Here is a 23,211-nt window from a genome sequence, read left to right as displayed (position 1 = left end):
ATTTTATAATGAAGAACGATACCAAACGAAATTAAACAGCCTAGCACCGTTAGAATATAGGTACCAGGCTGCGGCATAGATTTTTATTTTTTCACTGTCCACTTGACAGGGCGCAGTTCACTGACCCCCTGTCCCACTTTTTTATCCGTTTACGATGGTTCCTCCATTTACGTGGATTGTTTGCCCTGTAACATAGCTGGAGTCGTTACTTGCCAAATATACATAGGCAGGTGCTAACTCTTTCGGTTGTCCAGGTCGTTTCATTGGTGAATCGCCGCCAAACTTCCCGACTTTCTCTTTATCAAATGATGCCGGAATAAGCGGTGTCCAAATAGGTCCTGGTGCTACAGCATTCACACGGATTCCCTTCCCCACAAGTGATTGGGATAGAGAACGTGTGAAGGAAGTGATAGCACCTTTTGTCGCAGAGTAATCGATTAAATCCACATTCCCTTGATACGCGGTGATAGAAGAAGTGTTAATGATGGTGCTGCCTTTTTTCAAATTAGGCAAGACAGCCTTCGTCATATAAAACATGCCGAACACATTGGTACGGAAGGTTTGCTCCAATTGTTCGCTCGTAATATTCATAAAATCCTTCTGTTGGTGCTGCTCTCCTGCGTTATTTACTAGAATATCAACTTTTTTATACTCTTTTAACACTTGTGTCACTGCTGATTCACAAAACGTCTGACTGCCAGTATCTCCACTAATAAGTAAGCATTTCTGTCCCTCCTGCTCCACCAACCGCTTCGTATTCTCGGCATCTTCATGCTCATCCAGATAGATAATCGCAACATCTGCCCCTTCTTTAGCAAAATACACACTGACAGCTCGGCCGATTCCACTATCTCCTCCGGTAATGATTGCTACTTTTCCTTCCAACTTACCGCTTCCTTTATAATTCGGATCTGCATATTCCGGTTCCGGCTTCATTTCCGCTTCAATTCCCGGCTGCTTGTTCTGCACTTGAGCAGGCGGGGTTATCTTTCCATTCTTATTTTCCATTTCCATTGTTGAATTACCTCCTTGAATGTAAGATTACCAAGTACGTTCGCATGTACTTTTCCCGGATTAGCATGGGATTAATCATATGACGGTATGTTTAGATATTTTTTGTTGATTAATGGGAGGATAATATATATGATATGGAATGTTGATCAATAATTTTAAGAGAGAATGGTGTGTATGTTAGAGAGCTTCTTTAAACTGAAAGAAAATAACACAACGGTGCGGACGGAGTTCACCGCAGGTCTCACAACTTTCCTGACGATGGCTTATATTGTTGTGGTGAATCCGGCAATCCTTCATAGTGCGGGAGTACCTTTTGAACAAGTATTTATGGCAACGGTCATCACTGCCATCGTTGGCTCGTTAATGATGGGGTTGCTTGCGAATTATCCGATTGCCATTGCACCAGGCATGGGGTTGAACGCATATTTCGCCTCAGTTGTTGCCACACAAGGATTATCCTATCAAACCGTGTTCGGAACTGTATTCATCGCCGGTATTTTATTCCTTCTCCTTAGCTTTACGACTTTACGGGAGACATTAATCAATAAAATTCCGGACAGCTTGAAATTTGGTATAACTGCAGGTATTGGACTTTTCATCGCTTTCGTCGGCTTAAAAAATTCAGGACTTGTCGTTCCAAATGAAGCGAATATTATCGGGTTGGGCGATTTGACCGATCCCATGGTGATGCTTACGATTGCAGGGTTATTCCTGACATTAGTGTTCTATATGTTAAACATTCGAGGCGCTTTATTTCTCGGAATGGTTATTACTGGAATTCTTGCTTACTTTACGGGGCAAATTCAATTTGAAGGTATCATATCGACACCACCAACCCCTGTCTTTTTCGATTTAGACATAGCTGGCGTGTTCTCACACGGACTTTATACAATTATTATCGCATTTTTACTTGTAACATTATTTGATACAACCGGAACAATTATTGGGGTAGCTGAACAAGGCGGATTCATGAAAAATGGTAAATTACCGCGCTCGAAACAAGCATTACTGGCAGATGCAACAGCTACAACAGTAGGTTCTGTATTCGGGACGAGCCCGGCAACAGCTTATATTGAGTCAACTTCAGGAGTTGCGGCTGGTGGAAGAACAGGACTGACTAGCCTTTTCGTTTCCTTGCTGTTCGCAATATCAATTTTCTTTACACCAATTATTAGTGTGGTGGCTGGGGTTCCGGCAATTACATCACCAGTCTTGATAATCGTTGGTTCATTTATGATGCAAGGCTTAGCGAAAATCAACTGGAAATCGTTTGATGAAGCATTTCCAACCTTTATCACAATGATTGCCATGCCATTTACATCAAGCATCGCAACCGGAATCGCAGTCGGTTTCATCACCTATCCACTCATGAAACTAGCAAGAGGAAAAGGCAAAGAAGTCCACTGGCTCATTTACCTATTCGCCATCCTTTTCCTCCTGCAACTCATCTTCTTCCCAATGAACGGATAATCGGCGGCGGGACAGGGGGTCAGAGCAAGTGTCCCAGTAATTGGGACACTTGCTCTGACCCCTTTGTCCCTCTCAATCATTCATAGATTTCTGTCATCCAGTCGACGATGCTTTGTTCGTTTTCTTTTCGGATATCGTCGACGTTATCGTGTGCGATAATGCTTCCATCTTTGATTGCTACAATTTCGTCCAAGATATTTTCCACTTCCATAACCTCATGCGTTGTAATTAAGATAAGCTGCTTCTCTAGATCGACAAAGGAAATAAGCCCTTTAACAATTGAATTTCGCACCATCGGATCAAGCCCAGAAAATGGTTCATCCATCAAAACGACTGGTGCATCCCGTCCCAAAGTAAGCACAATTTTCACCCGACCTCGATTCCCTTTTGATAAATGTTTCAACTTCTTCTCGGGGTCAAGCTTCATAAACTTCATAATTTCATACGCTTTCTCCATATCAAAATCCGCAAATTGACTCGCTTGGAATTCAATTGCATCCTTTACGGTAAAGAAACGGTAATATTCATCCAACTCCGATAGATAGGAAACGGATGAAGCAATTTTCCGCGTAACTTTTTCACCGTTTACCGTAATTTCTCCACGCGTCGGGTGATTCAATCCAGCAATCAATTTCAATGTCGTCGATTTACCGCTCCCATTCTCCCCGACAAGACCAATTAGTTTCCCTTTAGATAGTGTTAAATTCACTTGATCCAATGCCGTTTTCGTCCCATACTTTTTGGTGACATCCGTTAGTTTAATCATCCCTTAGTCCTCCTTCTCTTCTAAAAAATCCGCCAGTCCCCGTGTAATTTCCTCTTTTGAATAGCCCATTTCATACATTTGTTGCGTGAAATTCTGCAATATTTCAGCTTTCATTTCTTCCCGGATTGCAGCAAGCACCTCTGTATCCTCCGTAACGAAAGTTCCCTGTCCTCGTTTCGACCGGGCAATTTCCATCGATTCCAACTCCCTATATGTTCGTTGTACCGTGTTAGGGTTAACATTCACCTCAATCGCCATCTCACGAACAGACGGTAGCTTATCACCCGCATGTAATTCCCCCCGAATAATTTGCTTCTTGATCAATTCCGCGATCTGTTCATAAATCGGCTTTGAGGAATGGAATAAATCTGCCATTCCACTACACCTCTACTTTTCTGTCAATCATCCAACAAGCTGCGAAAAACATAATAATGGTAACAATAAGGTCTCTTATAAAATGTCCAATATAGAAAATGGAAGCCTCACTCAGCGTGTTCGCTTCGAAAGCATTATCTATATAATCAAACTCAAAGCCAACTAGAATATCACCAACGTTAATTGGCCCCCATGTCGTAATCGTTTCAACAAATCCGATACTCAAGATCAGACTATAAATCCATCCGATGATAAGAAAAAGGATAAATGTCAATATGAAACTAAAAAAATCATTTATCCGCTGACTAAAGGTTAGAAATATCGACCAGAAGAAGATAAATGTGACCGCTAACCATATCGCCCCATTAAAGACAGTTACCGTTGACAGTCCCATAATGTTAAAGATTGTTTGCTCATTAAAAAAGTCAAAATGCTGATTGAAAAACAAGGCAGCTACTGACAAGCTAACAATGAAAGTGATAGCCATAAACACGATCCCTGTGAACAATTTCGATAGTAGTAACCCAGCGATAGACATTGGTGTATGCAACCAAAGGTGTAATCTTTTTCTTTCAGAACTCAAGGTATAGTAAAGATAAAAAACTAGGAAAAGAACATGAAGGGCTATTACAAATGCAAAGGACATCATCATTAACGCCTCTTCATGATTAATTTGTTTCCCTAAAAAATACGCACCAACCATCATTCCAGCATACAAAATCAAAGCAGTAATAAAAACTGGAAAACCAAGCCGCAACTCCTTCTTCGTTAACGCCAACCAAGCACTCATTTTTTCATCCTCCCAAACGTTGTATTAGTGTACTACTTAAACAGTACACTAATACTAACCAAGTTGTCAATGGGACATTGGGGTCAGAGCAGTTGTCCCAGGTTTCGATGGGACACAGGGTCAGAGCAGTTGTCCCAAGTTTCGATGGGACACAGGGTCAGAGCAGTTGTCCCAAGTTTCGATGGGACACAGGGTCAGAGCAGTTGTCCCAAAATCCGGTGGGACAATTGCTCTGACCCCACTTTTTTCCACTTTTTTCAATTCATCTATAGCTTTTATCTTTGATTTTTTATATGATTATTGAAAGAACTTCAAACAATCCGCTTATTTGTGAGCGCTATCTTTCGTTTGAAAAAGTAAGATTATAACTCTATTACAGTGGGAGGGGTTTTAGTGGGTAATCAACAAGGACAATTGAAATCAGATTTAAAAGTTAGACATATAAGCATGATCTCAATAGCAGGTGTTATCGGGGCAGGATTATTTATTGGTAGTGGTGCAGTCATTAATTCCTCAGGACCAGGCGCGCTCCTGTCCTACGCCTTTGCAGGGCTAGTTGTCGTCCTCGTGATGAGAATGCTCGGAGAAATGGCAGCAGCTCGTCCAACAAGTGGATCATTTTCCACATATGCAAGTGAAGCAGTTGGACCATGGGCAGGATTTACGATTGGTTGGTTATACTGGTTTTTCTGGACGGTTGTTATCGCGATTGAAGCGATTGCTGGTGCAGCCATTATCCAGTACTGGATTCCAGATTTTCCACTCTGGTTAATGGCACTCATACTAACCGTTTCACTTACTATGACGAATTTATTTTCCGTCAAATCCTTTGGTGAATTTGAATATTGGTTCTCCCTCATCAAGGTTGTTAGTATTGTTGCATTTCTAATATTAGGACTCTGCGTTATTTTCGGCTGGTACCCGGGAATCGCAGCACCTGGTACATCCAACCTATTCGGTAATGGCGGGTTCATGCCAACTGGTTTTAGTTCCGTCCTAATTGGAATAACCGTTGTTATCTTTTCATTTATGGGAACTGAAATTGTCGCCATTGCGGCAGGCGAATCGAAACACCCAGCAAAATCCGTTCGAATCGCAACGAATAGTGTCATTTGGAGAATACTTATCTTCTATATTGGCTCAATCGCAATCGTAGTAACACTTTTACCATGGAACTCAGCAAATATCTTAGTCAGCCCTTTTGTTGCTGTGCTTGATTATGTCGGCATACCGGCCGCAGCTCAGATTATGAATTTCGTCGTACTAACGGCTGTCCTCTCATGTTTGAACTCAGCACTCTATGCCAATTCCCGGATGTTATTCGGAATGGCGCAGAAAGGCGAAGCACCGAAAGCTTTCCGGAAGTTGAGTAAAAAAGGTGTACCAGCTCGAGCTATTTTATTCAGTACATCATTTGCTTATGTTGCTGTGATTTTCAGTTACATTTCACCAGATACACTATTTCTCTTCCTCGTAAATTCGTCAGGAGCGGTTGCATTACTCGTTTATCTTGTAATTGCCTTCTCCCATATACGAATGAGAAGAAAGCTAGAAGCGGAAGACCCGGGATCACTGAAAATAAAAATGTGGTTATTCCCGTATTTAACCTACGCAACCATTCTATTTATTGTTGGAATTTACGGCGCCATGTTCTTTATTGAATCGTTAAGAATCCAAGCAATTCTTACGTCACTAGTAGCCGTATTTACTGTCACCTCCTACTTTATGTTTGTTCGCAATAAAGGAGCTGTTAAAGATTTGCAGGAGAATTTAGCTCAAACATCTTCGGAAAATACGAGGTGATGAAAAAGGTGTCAGGCATCGGGACAGGGGGTCAGAGCATTTGTCCCAGAATTTTGGGACAAATGCTCTGACCCCCTGTCCCAGTTTTTATGGTATAATGACCAGGTAATAAAGATACATCCGGAAGGGGCTCGGAGTTATGGGAAATGAAAAATCATGGTACAAACTAGATAATGCCGGGAAACTGTATTCCTCTATCATATCCTCTCGCGCGACAACCTTATTCCGACTTTCTGCTACACTTACAACTCAAATTGATCCAACCTATTTACAGCGAGCACTCGAATTAACACTGGAACGCTATCCTTTTTTTAAAGTTCAATTAAAACAAGGCTTTTTCTGGTATTATTTTGAAGGTACCGAACAAATGCCGAAAGTAGAAAAGGAAATGTATTATCCATGTATCAGTTTATCGATTAAAAAGCGTGGTTCTTTCCCCTATCGGGTATATTATTATAACAATAGAATTGCTTTGGAGTTGTCGCATAGCATGACGGATGGAACTGGCGGGTTACAATTTTTAAATGAACTCGTCAAACAATACTTGCATTTGCAAGAATCTATCCCTATTGAGGTGGAGAATATAAGTAATGAGCAATTGCAAATGGAGACAGAAAATGCTTTCCGCAAATATTATGATAAAAAAATACCTGCTCCCAGAACGCGTGTGGGAAGTTCATACAAACTGCCGCTGGAATTAGATAAGAAGGGATATTATCATATCGTAACTGGAATTGTCTCGGTAGAAGCGTTAAAGCAAAAAGCGAAAGAGTATAATGTCTCGATTACGGTTTTTCTTACCGCTGTTTATATCCAGTGTCTGTTAAAAATTCAAGAAAAAACGTCGAGGCGTAAAAAGCCGATTGTCATCAATGTTCCAGTTAATATGCGTGCTTTTTTTCCAAGCGATACGATGCGGAACTTTTTTGTAAGCATTACACCTTCGATTGATGCGCGGCTTGGCGAATACGATTTTGAAGAAATTATTCAAGAGTTAAACATCGAATTCAGCCGCCTATTGACACCGAAAAAATTAAAGCAGTACATCAAACGTAGTGTTATCAGCGAGAAATCTTTGGCATTACGATTAATGCCTTCACCGATTAAAGACATTGTTGCTCCGTCCATTTATTCATTTTTTGGCGAGGGTCAATATACAAGTGGCCTATCCAACTTGGGGATTGTTCAAGTCCCTAGTGAAATGGAAGAATTCATCGAAAGGATCGAATGTTATCCGCCACCTAGTATTGGAAATAAAGTTAAGGTCATACTAATTAGCTACAAACAGCATATGTATATTTCATTTGGAAATCTATCCAGAGATCGAGTCGTTGAGCGAGAATTTTTTCGGAGTCTCAGGCAACACGGAATTGAAGTAACTGTAGAAACAAACGATGAGGAGAATTAAAATGGCCTATTGTCCAAAATGCGGTATAAAAGTGGAGAGGGATAACCGGCCATGTCCACTATGTAACTTTCATATCCCAAAAGTACATGAAGAAAATGAGGATGTTCTAAGGGTCAAGAAGTTCCCTAAAACGACAAACCCCTATCCAACTTATACGAGAAGAGTTCTAAATCGTATTTTTATCTTTATAACGTTATTAGTATTCGTAGCTGTCAGTCTTATGTTTTACATTGACTATGAACTGAATAACACATTTACATGGTCTAGATATAGTAACTTAAGCGTGCTTGCAGGTTGGGTCTTGATTTACTTTTCGTTCGGATATGTGAAAAATTATTATAAAGTAATTATCGGGATCGGCTTAGATGCTCTTATCTTATTATTTGGCCTGGATATGTTCAGCGGCAGCTTGGAATGGTTTATCCCATTAGCATTTCCAATTGTAACTGGCACAACGGTTATCGGAATCTGTTACTGGAGTGTGATTCGAGCGTTATCGGTTAGAGGCTTTAATGTGATTGGATTCTTATTCATCGCGATTGTTATTCTGACGATGTGGATTAACTTTTTCATTCAAAATTATCAAAATAAAATAAACCCTTTGAGTTGGGTGATTGTTACCGTTCTGCAACTACTGCCTGTATTACTAATCATGATTTATGTTAAATATGGGATGCCCGAGCGAATCAAGCAAAAAATCGCCAGGAAATTTCATTTATAAAGTGAAATTTCCTTCAGTGGGGATTCCTTACTTCCCCACTGAATGTTAGTTGAACAGAATCAGAGATTTACGGACTGTATATCCCCCTTGTTTAGAGCTGGGGGATTACAGACCGTTAATATGTGATAAAATGGAGGGTGACAGATAAATTGCACCCTCCTCTTATTATTTAGACTTTTTTATGAAAGATGCTGGTACATCCGCTTTAAACGTCATCAATTTATTTGTTGTCGGGTGATGCATTGCTAGGATCTTTGCATGTAATCCGAGCCTGCCGATTGCATTTCTTTCCTTTGCTCCATACTTTTTATCCCCTACAACCGGGTGACCCAGGTCTTGCATATGAACTCTAATTTGATTTTTCCTGCCCGTTTCTAGATTTACTTCCAATAAAGAAAAATCTGCATTACCCTGTATAAATTTATAGCGGGTTTTTGCGAGTAATCCATCATTTGGCGTTTGACTGGAGTACATAACATGCGTTTTCGTTTCTCGAAGCCAAGACGTGATATAGCCTTCTTTTTTTGTAACCTTTCCTTCCACGAGAGCCGCATATGTTCGTTCTTTCACCATAGTATTCCAATTATCCTGCAGTTTTCTTTTCACGTCATTCGACTTAGCAAACAGCATAATCCCCGACGTATCCTTGTCTAAACGATGCACGATAAAAATTCGGTTGTCATGATTTTCCCTTTTCACATAATTCATTAATTGATGCAGAGCGGTATGTCTTTTCTCTTTCTCAGTAGCGATTGACAATAATCCGGCTTCTTTATTGATGACAAGAATATCATCGTCTTCATAAAGAATCTGGAGTCCAATTAACGCATCCTGTTTGATGGCAGCTTTGTTTTTTAAAATAGTGACCGTTTGACCAGGTTTTAAATTATAATTGAACTGTTTTTCGATTGTGTCATCAATCATTACTTGGCCTCTGCCCAGGATGGATTTTACCGAATTCCTGCTTCGGTTAGACATTACCTTTAATAAAAAAGATAATAATTCATCGGGTTCTTTCACCTGGACGATGATAGATTTGGCATCTTGCAGGTAATTAGATTTCTTTTTAGGCATGTGATATGCTCCTTAAAATAGTGAAGTTGTGATGGTTCCATCATACACTCATTGGCGGGATAAGAACAGTTTGTCCCTAAATTTCCATCCACCTCATACTTCAGCAATATTTCCACCTGGCGATTACGACCTCTTCCCTCATCCTAGATGAAATCAATAGAACAGGTAAAACGGCAGCTTGTTTCAGCAAGTATCTAGTACCTGTCGATAAAAAAAGCATGACCCTCTCTGCCCGAGATGTCATGCTGTGTCGTAATAGAACAATCGTCAACAAATCCTCATTATTCAACCACTACTTCTCCGACCATGCCTTCCTGCTCATGGTATCGGCATATCAATTCATACGTGCCGGTCTTTCCGGGCTTTATCGAGATTTTTTTCTCTTCTCCCGGTTGAAGCTCCACATCAATGGCTAGTCCTTTTACAGTGAAGGTATGTTCTTTCATTCCTTTATTCTGAAGCAGTAGAATTGTCGTTTCTTCATTGGGAAGCGTAATTACGTCCGGATTAAAGAAATCATCGTTCAATTCGACCACGACTTCATTATTTGCATTCCGAGCTTCAGTTTCTGCAATCCCATGTAGCGAGCCAAAACTAGAAAGAACCATGATCACCGCAAATACACCAACGAACCTTATTAACGGATTTTTAATAGACATTCGTAATACCTCCTTTCTGCCTGTTAGTTTCTTCAATTTACAGGAAAATATCAAAGAATATTAGAAGTGATATACTCGTCAATATCAGATATGACAGAAAATCCAATAATTAATGTTTCAATATCTAGTCTTTCTATCTCGTTTATGACCTTTGGCACTTGCCGATCGTATTACTTTGATTTCTTCCACCTTCATAATTGTGACAAACACTGAACGAATAGACATTATTGCTGTAAGTAGCTCGACTAATACTAAACCACCACAAGGAAAGTTGATTATTGTATATATTATTTATAATTCCGAATTCCTGATTTAACGTTTTGCTAAATAACTTTAAAAGGAGAAAGCCATTCTTAAACTGCAGCCTCTTCTTTTTATTTAGAAACATACAGTTCTATTGTCAACCAAAAAAAACAGTAGTTGACAATAGAGTTTTTGCATTATACAATCCAACTAATAAGAAACTATGGAATGAATGATGATTGATTAAAAAGGAGATTTGTACAATGAATGCAAAAAGCAGGAGACTCAGAATTCTACTTAATTGTTCTATTTTCGCAAGCATAACAGCAATACTGGCACAAATCGAAATCCCGCTACCACTCATCCCTATAAGTGGTCAGACGTTGGCTGTTGGGATTGCTGCGACAATTCTTGGCAGTCGTCAAGGCGCATTAGCAATGATTTGCTATGCAGCTATAGGTGGGATTGGACTCCCGGTCTTTGCTGGTTTCGCTGGTGGACCGCAAGTTTTAGTCGGACCATCTGGCGGCTATATTTTTGGCTTTATCGCAGCTGCTTATGTAACCGGATTAATCCTTGAAAAAACGAAATTCTCCATTACGATGGCACTTGTTGCTAATATAGCAGGAATGTTTGTCACGCTCCTTTTCGGTACGTTACAATTAAAAATTGTATTAGATTTAGGATGGAATGCGGCACTTATAGCCGGTGTCTATCCATTTCTTGTAGTGGGATTTATTAAAGCTTATTTGGCTAGTTTGATTGGGATTAAGGTAAGAGAGCGGTTGGTTGATGCGAAGTTGATTGTGGATGGGGAGAAGGTTGCTTCGTAGGGGTGGAGTAAAGTATACCCCAACAGATAGGGCATTCTCTCTGTTGGGATCGTATAATAATTATTCTACAATTACAGCAGTCTCGTAAGCAATAACCTCTGAAGCACCACCCATTATAGTAGAAGTTTGGTACCGCATACCCACGATTGCATTGGCTCCAAAAGCTTTTAACCCTTCTTGAATATCATCTCTACCTAATACTATCCAGCCATAGCATCCAAAACCTTTTTATCAACTACTGCATTCGCTTTATAAGTTAGATGGGAAACGGTCACAAAGATAATAATCGAACAGGCTAGTGAAAACGCCCCAATAATAACTCCTTCAGGCAGTATCGTAATTCCATATTTTTGACTTATTTCCAAAATAAAATTCATACTTAAACCAACAGCAATGCTGGCAATCGCACCTTGTTTTGTAGCCTTTTTCCAAATTAATCCTAAAACTACTGCCGGGAAAACTGTTGATGCGAAAGTTCCCCCACCGAATACGCCTAACAAGGCAACAAGTGAATCCATTTTTTTAAGCACCTCCGATAGATTCACCAAATGATAACGATTATATTTTTCCCAATATAGCCGCCCTAGTAAGCGCCTGCATATTAACTGCTCTATGGGTACTACTTTTCTAACATTGTGAACTTCATCATAACTATTGGGGTATAGCAACTAAGCCAAAACTATTAAATTTAATTAATTGCCACGCATTTCCCTGTATCTTAAAAACAAAGTGTTATCAAAAATTAATTACGAAGCATTTTCTTCTAAACAACCCACCGTATAATCACTATGGTATAATAATATAAAATCTTATGACTAGGAGGAATATTCGTGAATAGTATCGTTGATTTAGTTGAATCTCAAGTAATTGCTTCTGTAAAAAGTAAACAACAGTTAGAATTCGCTGCCAATTCTAAGGCTAATATTGTTTTTTTATTAACTGGAAATCTTATTACGACGAAAAAATACATAAATCATTTAAAAAAATATAATAAGATAATATTTGTTCATATAGATTTTATTGATGGATTAGCAAACACGAGAAGTGCAATTGAATATATTGCAAATATCTGGCAACCGAAAGGAATTATTACTACGAAAAGTAATCTAATTAAATTTGCGAAGGAGGAAGGACTTATGGCTATACAGCGTATATTCCTAATCGATGGAAATGCGATGAAAAAAGGTATTGAAATTGCTCACTCAAGTAAACCTGATGCAATTGAGGTCCTTCCTGGAATCATGCCCGACATCATTGACAATTTGACTAAACTAACCCACCTACCAATCATAGCAGGAGGGCTAGTAAGTAATAAAAATCAAATTACAGATGGATTGCAAGCGGGCGCTTTGGCTATGTCCGCAGGTGATTCAAAGCTTTGGAATTTGAGTCTTTAGTTAACTCTGGTAAATCTTTAATACTATTAATTATAAAGTCTGGTTGATCTTCTGCGTGCTCTAGCATTGTTTTTTCTGTTATGCCTGTTAGAACAAGAACTGAATTTAAACCATAGTCATTTCCCATTCGAATATCCGTCTCTAATCGATCTCCAACCATGTAACAATTACAATGCGGGAGCCTAAGTATATCCTCAACAATGAATTTGGCCGCTAATTGGGAGGGTTTTCCGAGAATGAGTTCTACTTTTTCACCGGTTGCCCCTTCCAGGGCTCCTATCATTGCACCACAATCCGGTATTTGTCCTCCTTCAATAGGGCAAGTTCGATCCGGATTTGTAGCAACTACGATCGCTCCATTTTTCCAGGCTTGAAAAGCTTGATTCAATTTGTCATAGGTAAACTTCCTGTCCCATCCTATTACAACGTAACGAACTTCATTCTCATTTCCTGAAATTTTTATCCCCATATTCGTTATTTCGTCATATAATGGTTGTTCCCCAATGACCATCACCTTCTCGTTTGGAAGTAATTTAGATTTTAAATAACGAGCTGTAAGATAGTTTGAGTTAACGACATTTTCTTGATTTATATCTATTCCTAGTTTCCTTAGTTTTTCCACATAGCTTGCAATTGTTTCAATTGATTTATTTGTTAAAAATACTATTTTATCGCCACGTTCTTGTAATTCTTGGATAGCCTCTCGTGCACCCTCAATTAATTGATCATCAATATAAACAGTTCCATCCAAATCAAAGATAAATCCCCTTTTCACCTTAATCCTCCCTTTAAATTTATCTAAAAGGCTCCCTTTTTATTCGTGTGACTTATTTCCTCCAGATAACTTATTTGCGATAGCTTGCAGTACAAGAACTATAATAACCAAAATAACTGACATCGCTGCCGCTGAGTAGTATTCGGCTCTCAATACATTTTGAAAAATCGCCAGACTCATGGGTGCCCATTCAGCAGGAGCCATTAAAATGGAAACACTCGTTTCCTTTATAACTGTTACAAATACTAAAATAGAACCAGCAGCAATACCAGGAAGCATTAATGGACCGACGACTGTTGTAGCTGCCGTTAATGTAGAAGCCCCCAGGCTGACAGCAGCCTCTTCAATATCTTGTTTTATCGCTCTCATCGTTCCTACTGTAGAACGAACCATATATGGTAATCTACGGATACTATAGGCAATGATTAAAATTAAAGCGGTTCCAGTCAACTGTAAAGGTGCAGTATTAAAGGTTTGAATTAAGGCGATACCAAAAGCAATTCCCGGTACAATCAACGGAATAGTTGTCATAAAATCTAAGGTTGTCGAACGCTGACGGACAACAAAGTACGATACAAATGTAGCGATAACTGCACTTAGAATAAGTGCTCCACCCGCTAGGACTAAACTATTTTGGATATTCCCCAAAGAAGAAGTAAATATGGTGCGATAATGATCAAATGTATATCCATTAGGTAATGGATCCCTTCCCCAGGTTGTCGCTATGGACTGCAAGAAAACTGTAAGCATAGCAAGAATTGGAATCAATACAACTATGCCTGAGAATATAGTAAGCGGAATTGTTAAAGCTTTATTTTTATTAAGTTTCACTTGCTTCGGTTTGCCAGAAAGTACGTCATAATTTTTATCCTTAAGAAGATAGTTTTGCAACCAATAGACAACCCCAGCAACCGCGATCATAATTACAGTTAGAATAGCAGCCCCGCCCCAATTAAAGAACCCAGCGATTTCCCGATAAGCATCCACCACGATAAGATTCAAATCATTTGGAGCCAAAATAATTGGTGTTCCAAAATCTGAAAAACTGACAGCAAATATTACTAATAAAGTAGAAAGCATACCGGGCAAAGCCAGTGGAAATGTGACTGTTATAAATGTTAACCAACCCCTGGAACCCATATTACGGGAGGCTTCTTCCAAGGATATATCACTAATCTTAAAAGCCGCGACCATTGGCCAAAGTGCATACGGGAAGAAAAAGAAAATTTGCACAATCGCTATCCCAGTCATCGAATACGGATCAATCAACATTCCTTCTCCACCTAATTTTTCATAAATATAAGTAACCCATCCTGAACGTCCAAACATAATAATGAACGCATAGGCAGAAATAAATGTCGGGATAACTAGAGGCACGGTACATAATGCGCTAATCGTCCTTTTAAACGGCATCTTTGTGCGTGCAATTCCATACGCTATTGGAATACAAATAATAAGTACCCATAAAGAAACTATTAAAGAAAGCTTTAAACTATTAATTAATCCTCTAAAATAACTTCCATAAGTAAACATAGCTTTAAAATTATCTAATGTAGCGTTCTTTAACTGGTCAATTGTAATTTGCATTTGCTCCCAGCTAACGAGCGAACCAAACACATTAATAGGTTCATCTGTAAAAGCGACTAAAAAAACAGATAATAAAGGGATGATTAAAAACAAAAGAAAGAATCCGTATATTAATAATTTAATTAAACCCAATCCCATAAAGTTTTGTTTGAATTTGTTCATATTAGTAACACCCTTTCAGGTGATACACCTAAACGGATAGTCGAACCATTTTTCTTAATGCTGTCACCTGATTCATATGTCGTATCTATTAATAATTGATGTTCACCGACTCTTACATCGTAGCGAACAATTGAGCCAAGATAGGTTGCCAAATGGATGGTCCCCTCAAAGGAATTACCAAAGTCATCCGGAGCACCATTTAACACATTAATATTTTCCGGTCGAATGATTACCTGTACATCTTTCTTATCCGTTTGGGTGGATGACTTAATTTGTTGATTACCGATTTGCACAATTGTCTCCCCCTTTTCACTTCCAACAACTTTACCAGATAAGATGTTAGACGTACCCACAAAATCTGCAATGAATGGCGTGTTGGGATTGCTGTATAAATCGGTAGGCGTTCCTACCTGTAATATCTTTCCATCCTTCATTACAGCTATCCGGTCTGCCATGCTCATTGCTTCTTCCTGGTCATGAGTTACAAAAATTGTAGTTATTTTTAAATCCTGTTGGATACGCCGAATTGTATTTCGCATTGTATGACGTAGCTTTAAATCCAAATTGGACAAAGGCTCATCCATTAAAAGTACTTCAGGCTCCATTACTAGTGCTCTTGCCAACGCCACACGCTGTTGTTGCCCTCCAGATAATTCACTGGTAAGCTTTTTTGCATGTTCTGTTAATTCGACGTACTCTAATATGTCCATTACCTTTCTCTCGATATGTTGTGGATATTTTACAATTTTACTATTAAGCATTCGTGTATAAACTCCGGCTTTTTTAAAGAATTTGCTCTTTTTCAATTCCTTAATATTTAAACTATAAGCGACATTATCGAATACATTCATATGGGGAAAAAGTGCGTAGCTCTGGAAAACCATTCCACAATTTCGTTCGTTTGGTGCTAAATTCGCCACATTTTTATCTCCAATTTTAATGGTGCCACTAGTTGGTGTTTCAAAACCTGCTATACATCTCATTGTCGTTGTTTTCCCACAGCCGGACGGACCGAGGAGGGCAAAAAACTCGCCCTCTTTAATGTCCAGGTTTATATCTTGAAGTACAGTTAATCCGGAAAAATCCTTTCTAAGTTGCTCAATTACAACTGACCCCATTTTATCAACATCCTTTAGTTTATTTTATTGGTCCACTCGTTACGAATTCGGTCATAATGTTCATTAACCCAATCAATATCCAAGTCCACCGCATTATCCTTTATGGAATCAATATTTAATGGTGTCTCAGACTCTACTTCTGGGTTGATAGGGATATGATACCAATTCGCTAAAATTTGCTGTGCCTCTTCCTCTAACATGAAATCTATGAATTTCTTACCACCCTCTGGGTTTGGCCCATCTTTAACTAGAGTGGCTGGATTTACTAAAATAGGAGTTTTATCCGGAACAACAAAATCTACTGTTTCTCCTTTTGCTTGATGTTCATACGCCATAAAGTCAAAACCAATTGCAACATGGGCTTCCCCCATAGCTACAGCTTTTGTTGGAGCTGACCCAGAGTCAGGAATAGAATTGGAATGGGAAGCTAGCTGCTGAAAATACTCCCAACCTTCTTCCTCTCCATGTTGCATCATATAACTAAGTACCATTAAAGTAGCCGTTCCCGATGCTGCTGGATTGGGAAACTGAATTTTCCCTTCCCATTTTGGATCTAATAAATCCTCCCATGTCTTTGGAGCTTCTTCTTCCGTCACAAAGTCAGTATTATAAGAAAATCCTAGAACAAATAATTCTGTTCCGACATAATAGTCGTCTTCATGTTTCATCTTAATTCCATTTTCGACTACCTCCCAATCCTCTGCACTTTCCGGTATATACTGTGTTATGATTTCTTTTTCGACTGCAGATTCAAATGGAAGGATTCCCCCTCCCCCATACCATACATCCGCCTGGGGATTACCTTTTTCCGCCATCATTTGATTCACTAAAACGTTTGTTCCCGCATAGTGAACATTAACCTTCTGTCCGTATAATTCTTCATACTTTGCAGCAAGTTCATTAGTTAAATCTGGTGTCTCCGGTGAATACAATGTTATTGGATCACTTGAAGATCCTTCCCCATCTTCAGACTCAGACTCTTCACCTGCACATGCTGTAAGCGCCCCAACAAATAAAACTAAAAATAATAAAGTCAATAGAAATTTCTTCATGTTACATCCCCCTTTTGCTATTTACGAAAAACTTTCGGAAATGAATAAAGAAGAGATTGAAAAAACATACTCCTGTGGCAGAAGTATTATTTCATTCTCTTCTCTTCCAATCTCCGAGAGATATTCGATTAATCAACATTATAGCGAACGCTTACATATTTGTAAATACATAACCGTTAAAATATTGCGTTAAAATGAAATATTAAGTTATCTATTACCTATTCCCTAGATATTTTTCCAAAATGAACCATTAACCCCATAGACAAGGGATTTATTTCGCAGCTATACTGATGGTAATTTCATAATTACTTAGGTAGAGTCTTAGAGAAGATACCATGAGTCACCCTTTTATGGGGGCTCTTCGGTGTCTTCTCTATTTTTTTGTAAAGGAGGGATTAACCCAAGAACGTAGACCTCTTAGAAGAGACAGAAACAAATATACAAGGAGGATTTAAAATGAAGAAATTCTTATCATTTCTATTAACATTCACCGTCACCTTTTTATGTGTTTGTTTTCTGAATTCCCAAAGTACCGCAGCAAGTGAGGAAATCCTTCTAGAAGAAGACTTCGAAAAAGAAGGATTACCAGATGGTTTTAAAGTAATTGAGGGTAATGCATCCGTTGTAGATGGGGCGCTTGAGCTGACGTCACCAAGTACATCTCAACCTTCACGCGTTATATTTTCAGTTGGGGAGGATCTGGGTGATTATATCTTTGAGGCTGATGTTTCCTTTAAATCAGCAGTGGATGATGGCCGCTGGGCTTCTCTGATGTATAGAATTCAAGATGAAAACTATCCATACTACCAATTTGCTGTTAGAAAAGGCACAGCTGCACTAAATGGTATAGAGTTGGCTTTACGTACTCCTTCCAATACGTGGGATGTACAAGCGACAAACTTTTATCCAGAGGATTTCCAATATAATGAGACATATCGGTTAAAGGTGATTGCAAAGCATGATCGTGTACAACAATATATCAATGATTAATTGGTGATCGATTCAGATCTTGTCGGTACCTATTTAAAAGGAGATCTAGGATTTCAAGTTTCCGGTGCCACGGTTGCTTTTGACAATGTTAAAGTTACAACAAGCATCCAGGAACTCCCGCCACTGGAAGAATCAAATGCCTTTCTACCAGAGGAACCTGAAACAAATATCGTCAACGCACCAACTGTAATATCAAGTGAGATTCCTAATCAATTTGATGAACTTGAAGGAGTATCATCTGTATTATTTCCAGCAGAATTAAATGATGATGGACATGTTACGGTCGGGGGCTCCACTTTAACAGATATTCTAGCCGCTTCAAAAGAAAAAGTCATCCCAGTCATTCAAGTGGATGATCCGAATGCGGTTGAAGGTGTCATTGATGCTTTACAATCCACGTCAATCAATGATGTGCATATATTATCAGCCAATGTAGACATATTGGAAAATATTAAATCTGCTTATCCAATCGCTCGCGGAGCCATTCTCTATGAGAAAAATCATTTGAATAAACATGACTTGAAGAAATTAGTGGAAGATGCAAATATGAGTCGTTCCTTTACAGTAGTTCTTCCGGAGCAACATATTTCCATTGACAATACACACTACTTCCATACCCGGGCAATTTCTGTGTGGGGCATTGGAGAAAATGCTTATGATTTAATTCATGCTGGTGTCGATGGAATAATTTCCAGTAATCCTGCAGAAACTACAGCAGTTTTCGAAAATTACCCTGAAAGAACGATTGTTCAACGTCCAATAGTAGTTGCACACCGAGGCGTTCCATCCCTGGCACCTGAAAATACAATGGCTGGTTACCACTTATCATATGAATTGGGTGCTGATTTAATTGAAACAGACGTCCAACGTACAAAAGACGGTCATCTTGTGATAATGCACGATACTACAGTCGACCGTACAACAAATGGTACAGGTGCAGTAAGTGAATTGACACTGGAAGAAATTCGCGGGCTTGATGCCGGCAGTCATTTCGATGAAGAATTCGCAGGTGAAAAAGTGCCTACTTTCCGCGAATTTTTAGAAGGCTTCAAGGACAAAGATGTGCTGCTTCTTGTGGAATTGAAAGGAATTGGAATGGAAGAACAAGTACTTCAGGAAATCATCGAGGTTGGCATGGAAGAAAATGTCGTCCTGCAAAGCTTTGACATGGAAAGTGTGAAAAAATTTCGGGAAATCGCGCCGCAAATCAGTGTAGGTTATCTTTACTCTGCATCAGTTCCCGATTCGCCGGAACAACGAATAGAAGATGCTGAACGAATGTTGAACTATGCGACAAGTATTGGTGCCCGCTTGAATGCAAGTTATGGCAGCCTTTCTGAAGAATCTATAACATATATGAGACAACGGGGATTAATCAATATGCACTGGACTTTCCGCAGTCAGGAACCTTTTAAGGATTTATTGAAAAAAGGCTTAATAGGCCCAATCACTGACTATACACAATGGTTGAGCGACGGACCGACATTTATTGAAACACCAATAAAAAAACGGAATTTAAAAGTTGGTAAATCCGCAACCATTCAAGCAAAAACATTTGTAAACTATCGAATGGATCGTTCAGAAAATCTGGAAACTACTCTTTATAGCCACGATAATGATAGATATGTAGATGTGACAGGCAATACTATAACAGCACTAGCACCTGGAAGAGCTGAAGTCTTCGCTGTGCATACATTTAATATGTTGGATGAAGACTGGAATTTGGTTTCCAAACCAATTGAAGTAAATGTCAGTAAGTAAGACAAACGAAATAACGAACCATGAAAATGACATTATTCCACCGCTTGAGGATTTGATCTAAACTGTATAATAAAAGAACAACACTCATATGCTCCCCCTATAGAAGAAGAGACTTATATTATTTCTCAGTCTAATATACTATACGGGGGAGCATATTATACCTAAATATATAGCTATTTTTCTTTTGCAACAATCAAGAAATCAATCTTGTCATTTGAGTCATGCTTTGCAAAATCGTAAGTATATGCGAAAAAAATCGCATCTAAAACTCCCCTACTCACTTTTTCTTAAAATCGACTCATCCAGCCGACTTACAGAACTTTGTCCGGCAAGTCCCATTGTAATATCCAAATCGGCGAGCATATGCTGCAATACTTCCTTAACTCCCCGCTGACCGGCAACTGCAAGGCCATACATAAGGGGACGACCAATTAGTACCGCCTCCGCTCCTAGGGCTATTGCTTTTATAATATCCGAACCTCGGCGAATTCCACTATCCATGAGTACAGGGATATTTCCTTCGACTACATTCACAACCTCTGGAAGTGCATCCAATGCTCCGATTGCGCCATCTACCTGGCGTCCCCCATGATTAGATACAATAATACCATCGACTCCCTTCTCCATAGCAAGTTTCGCATCATCTGGATGGAGGATTCCTTTTAAAATGATAGGAAGGTTCGTATGCTCCCGTAAAAAAGCAATATCTTTCCACGATAAAGATGTGTTACCGAAAACTTTCGTCCAATGCATAATCGCAGCTTGTGGGTCTTCTTGAGGATTTTTTTCAAGTTTTGCTTGAAATGCTGGATCGGTAAAATAATTCCCTACTCCTTCACCAGCAAGAAACGGTAGGTATACATTCTTCAAATCATACTCCCGCCAAGCCATCATTGGCGTATCTAACGTAACAACAATTGCTGAATAGCCGGACGCTTCTGCCCGTTTTAAAAAGCTTGCAGTAATATCCGGATCTCTGCTCCAATAAAGCTGGAACCAACGTGGTGCATCGCCCATTGCCTCCGCAATTTTTTCCATGGGAACAGTCGATGCAGAACTAGCTATATAAGGTACGCCCAATTCCGCACAAGCTAATGCCGAACCAATTTCTCCATCTTTATGAATAATAGATTGCACACCAATGGGCGCATGCAGAACTGGAGACGGGAAAATCTCACCAAATAAATTTATCGACAAGTCCCGCTTATCAACATCCCGAAGCATTCGCGGAATAATTTTCACGACGGTAAACGCTTTCAAATTTTCTCGTATTGTATGTTCTCCACCAGCTCCACCCGCGATATAATAATATGGGCCATCTTCTAATTTCTCACGGGCAAGTGCTTCCCAATCTTCTAGAATCACTGGAAGCCTTTTGGGATCAGGACTATGCATCGTTGAATAAATATCAAATTGAATCTTGTTTCCAATGTTCTCCATAAAATATACCTCCTCGATTTCTTACTTGAAGTATTTTTTAATTCGACCCTTTACCTATCAATTGAAAATCGTCTTATTCACTAGTTACATTATTTATATATCTCTCACGCAACTGATATTTTAGTAACTTTCCTTGTAGACTTCGCGGCAGTTCATCTACAAAATCTACGCGGTGCGGGATCTTATATTTAGCTAATTTCCCGGAACAAAAATCTATTATTTCCTCTTGATTTGCGGATTCACCTTCTCCTAAAACTATAATGGCAATTGGTATCTCTCCCCATTTTTCATGAGGTAGACCAATGACTGCCACGTCTGCAACTTTAGGATGCTCATGTAGAACTTCTTCAATCTCTGCAGGGTAAACATTTATAGCACCTGAAAGAATCATATCCTGTTCCCTATCAACGATATAGTAAAACCCCTCTTCATCCTGTACACCTATATCGCCTAAACCGAGCCATTCGCCTTTAAATGATTCGGCTGTTGCCTCAGGTCTATTATAATACTCATCAAACAATGTAATTCCCTTTACGTAAAATGCTCCCGCCTCGCCAGATTGGACAGTATTCCCTGCTTTATCCAGAAGCTTCACCTCCATGCCAAGCATCGGTACTCCGACAGAACGGTTTTTATCCCTTTGGTTTTCCGGGAATAAGTTTGCAGCACCACCGAGTTCCGTTGCTCCGTAAAATTCGTTAAGATCCGCAGTATTGAAGTATTTCATGATTTTATTTTTTGTACTCGTATGGAGAGGTGCTCCCACCGAGATTATAGATTGCAAGGATGAAACATCATACTTATTTTGAATGTTTTCCGGCAACGAAAAAATGGCTTCAAACATTGGCGGGGCTAGGAAAGTAGAAGTCGGCTTTTCTCTTTCAATTGCTTCTAGAACTTCAATCGGATGAAACTTTTCTAGGATATGAACCGGATTTCCGACAAAAAAGTTTGGCAACGCAATTGAAAAGGCTGCTGCACCATATAATGGACCTGATGCCAAACCCTTACCATTCCTCCCTATGGAGAACTCGATACTGAAAAGCAAGGCAACCAAATATAAACTTCGATGTGTTCTTACAGCTCCTTTTGGACGGCCAGTTGTTCCACCAGTGTACATGATCGATATCCTATCAAGTTCATGTAAAGTTTCAGCTGGGACAGGCTCCTCATTCGAAAAACTAGAAATCCATGCTTCATACTCGAAAGATGCGATATCTGCTGCATCCCCAACACTTATAAAATGCCTTGTCGTTCGAACCTCATTTGAAATAGCCATCATTTCATTTGAAAACCGACTATCGAAAATAAGAACTAGCGAATCTGAATCATCTAGTACGTGTTTAATCTCCGGGCCAACAAATCTGGAATTAATCGGAACAAAAACGGCACCAATTTTACTGCATGCAAAGACAATTTCAAATAACTGATTGCAATTCATTAACATAAACGCTACTTTATCACCTTTTTTAACTCCAATATTCTGCAAGGCGTGTCCCAGCTGATTAATACGATTATTGAATTGGTGATATGTAAATCTTTTCTCCATAAAGGATATTGCTTCTTTTTCTCCATAGCGAATTGCATTTAATTTGATCGGGTCGCTGAATAGCATCTGTTGCATCCGTCATTCCCCCTTGGAATTTTTAAATTCTACTACAGGAACAGCCATGTTATCTTTCAATCCTGCCTCCCTTTCAGCAAGTTTTACTTTATAGTTTACCACAAGATTGATTATTATGTATATATCACCTATATTTATTATTCTGAAAT

Annotated in this window: 22 protein-coding genes; 8 read left to right on the top strand and 14 right to left on the bottom strand. The window is 39.2% G+C overall.

Going from position 1 to position 23,211, the window contains the following annotated elements; genetic code table 11:
- Window positions 1-141: 141 nt before the first annotated feature.
- Window positions 142-1,014, bottom strand: a complete 873-nt coding sequence (locus GN217_RS13400; protein WP_156857168.1) for an SDR family oxidoreductase — start codon at window positions 1,012-1,014, stop codon at window positions 142-144.
- 174 nt (window positions 1,015-1,188) lie between these two features.
- Here GN217_RS13400 and GN217_RS13395 point away from each other — a divergent pair, with 174 nt between their 5' ends.
- Window positions 1,189-2,484, top strand: a complete 1,296-nt coding sequence (locus GN217_RS13395) for an NCS2 family permease (protein ID WP_156857167.1) — start codon at window positions 1,189-1,191, stop codon at window positions 2,482-2,484.
- A 76-nt stretch (window positions 2,485-2,560) separates the two neighbouring features.
- Here the strand turns inward: GN217_RS13395 and GN217_RS13390 are convergent, their stop codons facing one another.
- Genes GN217_RS13390 through GN217_RS13380 form a run of 3 tightly spaced genes read right to left on the bottom strand, consistent with a single transcriptional unit; the run spans window position 2,561 to window position 4,415 of the window.
- On the bottom strand, window positions 2,561-3,250 hold the full coding sequence (locus GN217_RS13390; protein ID WP_156857166.1) for an ABC transporter ATP-binding protein: 690 nt from the start codon (window positions 3,248-3,250) through the stop codon (window positions 2,561-2,563).
- A 3-nt stretch (window positions 3,251-3,253) separates the two neighbouring features.
- Window positions 3,254-3,625: a GntR family transcriptional regulator gene (locus tag GN217_RS13385; RefSeq protein ID WP_156857165.1), complete on the bottom strand. Its 372-nt coding sequence runs from the start codon at window positions 3,623-3,625 to the stop codon at window positions 3,254-3,256.
- Between the two features lie 4 nt (window positions 3,626-3,629).
- The gene (locus GN217_RS13380; RefSeq protein ID WP_156857164.1) at window positions 3,630-4,415 is read right to left on the bottom strand and encodes a hypothetical protein; all 786 of its coding nucleotides are present in this window, start codon (window positions 4,413-4,415) and stop codon (window positions 3,630-3,632) included.
- 447 nt (window positions 4,416-4,862) lie between these two features.
- On the opposite strand from GN217_RS13380, the gene GN217_RS13375 reads away from it, so the two are divergent.
- The 3 genes from GN217_RS13375 (at window position 4,863) to GN217_RS13365 (ending at window position 8,347) form a co-directional block, all read left to right on the top strand.
- Complete coding sequence (locus GN217_RS13375; protein WP_156857173.1) at window positions 4,863-6,218, top strand: amino acid permease; 1,356 nt, start codon at window positions 4,863-4,865, stop codon at window positions 6,216-6,218.
- A gap of 139 nt (window positions 6,219-6,357) precedes the next feature.
- On the top strand, window positions 6,358-7,626 hold the full coding sequence (locus GN217_RS13370) for an alcohol acetyltransferase (protein ID WP_156857163.1): 1,269 nt from the start codon (window positions 6,358-6,360) through the stop codon (window positions 7,624-7,626).
- Entirely contained in the window at window positions 7,613-8,347 is a 735-nt protein-coding gene (locus GN217_RS13365; protein WP_156857162.1) for a DUF6320 domain-containing protein, read from the top strand. Before GN217_RS13370 ends, GN217_RS13365 begins: the two co-directional genes overlap by 14 nt.
- Window positions 8,348-8,512: 165 nt before the next feature.
- Here GN217_RS13365 and GN217_RS13360 read toward each other — a convergent pair whose 3' ends face one another.
- A complete protein-coding gene (locus GN217_RS13360; protein WP_156857161.1) occupies window positions 8,513-9,421 on the bottom strand; it encodes an RluA family pseudouridine synthase in 909 nt (302 codons plus the stop codon).
- Window positions 9,422-9,702: 281 nt separating this feature from the next.
- Window positions 9,703-10,080, bottom strand: a complete 378-nt coding sequence (locus GN217_RS13355; RefSeq protein WP_156857160.1) for a cupredoxin domain-containing protein — start codon at window positions 10,078-10,080, stop codon at window positions 9,703-9,705.
- A 506-nt stretch (window positions 10,081-10,586) separates the two neighbouring features.
- Between GN217_RS13355 and GN217_RS13350 the strand changes: the two genes are divergently transcribed.
- Window positions 10,587-11,156 (top strand): biotin transporter BioY, encoded by a 570-nt coding sequence (locus GN217_RS13350; RefSeq protein ID WP_156857159.1) that lies wholly within the window; start codon window positions 10,587-10,589, stop codon window positions 11,154-11,156.
- A gap of 60 nt (window positions 11,157-11,216) precedes the next feature.
- On the opposite strand, the gene GN217_RS19240 is transcribed toward GN217_RS13350, so the two are convergent.
- The gene (locus GN217_RS19240; protein WP_255454399.1) at window positions 11,217-11,339 is read right to left on the bottom strand and encodes a heavy metal-binding domain-containing protein; all 123 of its coding nucleotides are present in this window, start codon (window positions 11,337-11,339) and stop codon (window positions 11,217-11,219) included.
- Window positions 11,340-11,356: 17 nt separating this feature from the next.
- Window positions 11,357-11,701: an SLC5/6 family protein gene (locus GN217_RS13340; RefSeq protein WP_198042659.1), complete on the bottom strand. Its 345-nt coding sequence runs from the start codon at window positions 11,699-11,701 to the stop codon at window positions 11,357-11,359.
- A gap of 285 nt (window positions 11,702-11,986) precedes the next feature.
- On the opposite strand from GN217_RS13340, the gene GN217_RS13335 reads away from it, so the two are divergent.
- The gene (locus tag GN217_RS13335; RefSeq protein WP_156857157.1) at window positions 11,987-12,553 is read left to right on the top strand and encodes a glycerol-3-phosphate responsive antiterminator; all 567 of its coding nucleotides are present in this window, start codon (window positions 11,987-11,989) and stop codon (window positions 12,551-12,553) included.
- Here the strand turns inward: GN217_RS13335 and GN217_RS13330 are convergent.
- The 4 genes from GN217_RS13330 to GN217_RS13315 are packed head-to-tail and all read right to left on the bottom strand — an operon-like array spanning window position 12,510 to window position 17,247.
- Entirely contained in the window at window positions 12,510-13,328 is an 819-nt protein-coding gene (locus GN217_RS13330; RefSeq protein WP_156857156.1) for an HAD-IIA family hydrolase, read from the bottom strand. The genes GN217_RS13335 and GN217_RS13330 overlap by 44 nt on opposite strands.
- Before the next feature lie 39 nt (window positions 13,329-13,367).
- On the bottom strand, window positions 13,368-15,077 hold the full coding sequence (locus GN217_RS13325; protein ID WP_156857155.1) for an ABC transporter permease: 1,710 nt from the start codon (window positions 15,075-15,077) through the stop codon (window positions 13,368-13,370).
- Complete coding sequence (locus tag GN217_RS13320; RefSeq protein ID WP_156857154.1) at window positions 15,074-16,195, bottom strand: ABC transporter ATP-binding protein; 1,122 nt, start codon at window positions 16,193-16,195, stop codon at window positions 15,074-15,076. The genes GN217_RS13325 and GN217_RS13320 overlap by 4 nt, the downstream gene beginning before the upstream one ends.
- Before the next feature lie 14 nt (window positions 16,196-16,209).
- Window positions 16,210-17,247, bottom strand: a complete 1,038-nt coding sequence (locus tag GN217_RS13315; RefSeq protein ID WP_156857153.1) for an ABC transporter substrate-binding protein — start codon at window positions 17,245-17,247, stop codon at window positions 16,210-16,212.
- Between the two features lie 456 nt (window positions 17,248-17,703).
- Between GN217_RS13315 and GN217_RS13310 the strand changes: the two genes are divergently transcribed.
- Together GN217_RS13310 and GN217_RS13305 are read left to right on the top strand one after the other, a co-directional pair.
- The gene (locus GN217_RS13310) at window positions 17,704-18,237 is read left to right on the top strand and encodes a hypothetical protein (RefSeq protein ID WP_156857152.1); all 534 of its coding nucleotides are present in this window, start codon (window positions 17,704-17,706) and stop codon (window positions 18,235-18,237) included.
- Between the two features lie 3 nt (window positions 18,238-18,240).
- A complete protein-coding gene (locus GN217_RS13305; RefSeq protein ID WP_198042658.1) occupies window positions 18,241-19,998 on the top strand; it encodes a glycerophosphodiester phosphodiesterase family protein in 1,758 nt (585 codons plus the stop codon).
- A gap of 273 nt (window positions 19,999-20,271) precedes the next feature.
- Here the strand turns inward: GN217_RS13305 and GN217_RS13300 are convergent, their stop codons facing one another.
- On the bottom strand, window positions 20,272-21,438 hold the full coding sequence (locus tag GN217_RS13300) for a lactate 2-monooxygenase (RefSeq protein WP_156857150.1): 1,167 nt from the start codon (window positions 21,436-21,438) through the stop codon (window positions 20,272-20,274).
- Between the two features lie 73 nt (window positions 21,439-21,511).
- Window positions 21,512-23,062, bottom strand: a complete 1,551-nt coding sequence (locus GN217_RS13295) for a class I adenylate-forming enzyme family protein (RefSeq protein ID WP_156857149.1) — start codon at window positions 23,060-23,062, stop codon at window positions 21,512-21,514.
- Between the last annotated feature and the right edge of the window lie 149 nt (window positions 23,063-23,211).

Origin of the sequence: Oceanobacillus sp. AG (assembly GCF_009746545.1) — a bacterium.
In the GTDB taxonomy this organism is placed as follows: domain Bacteria; phylum Bacillota; class Bacilli; order Bacillales; family Amphibacillaceae; genus Oceanobacillus; species Oceanobacillus indicireducens.
This window is presented reverse-complemented; position numbering and strand designations above follow the sequence as displayed.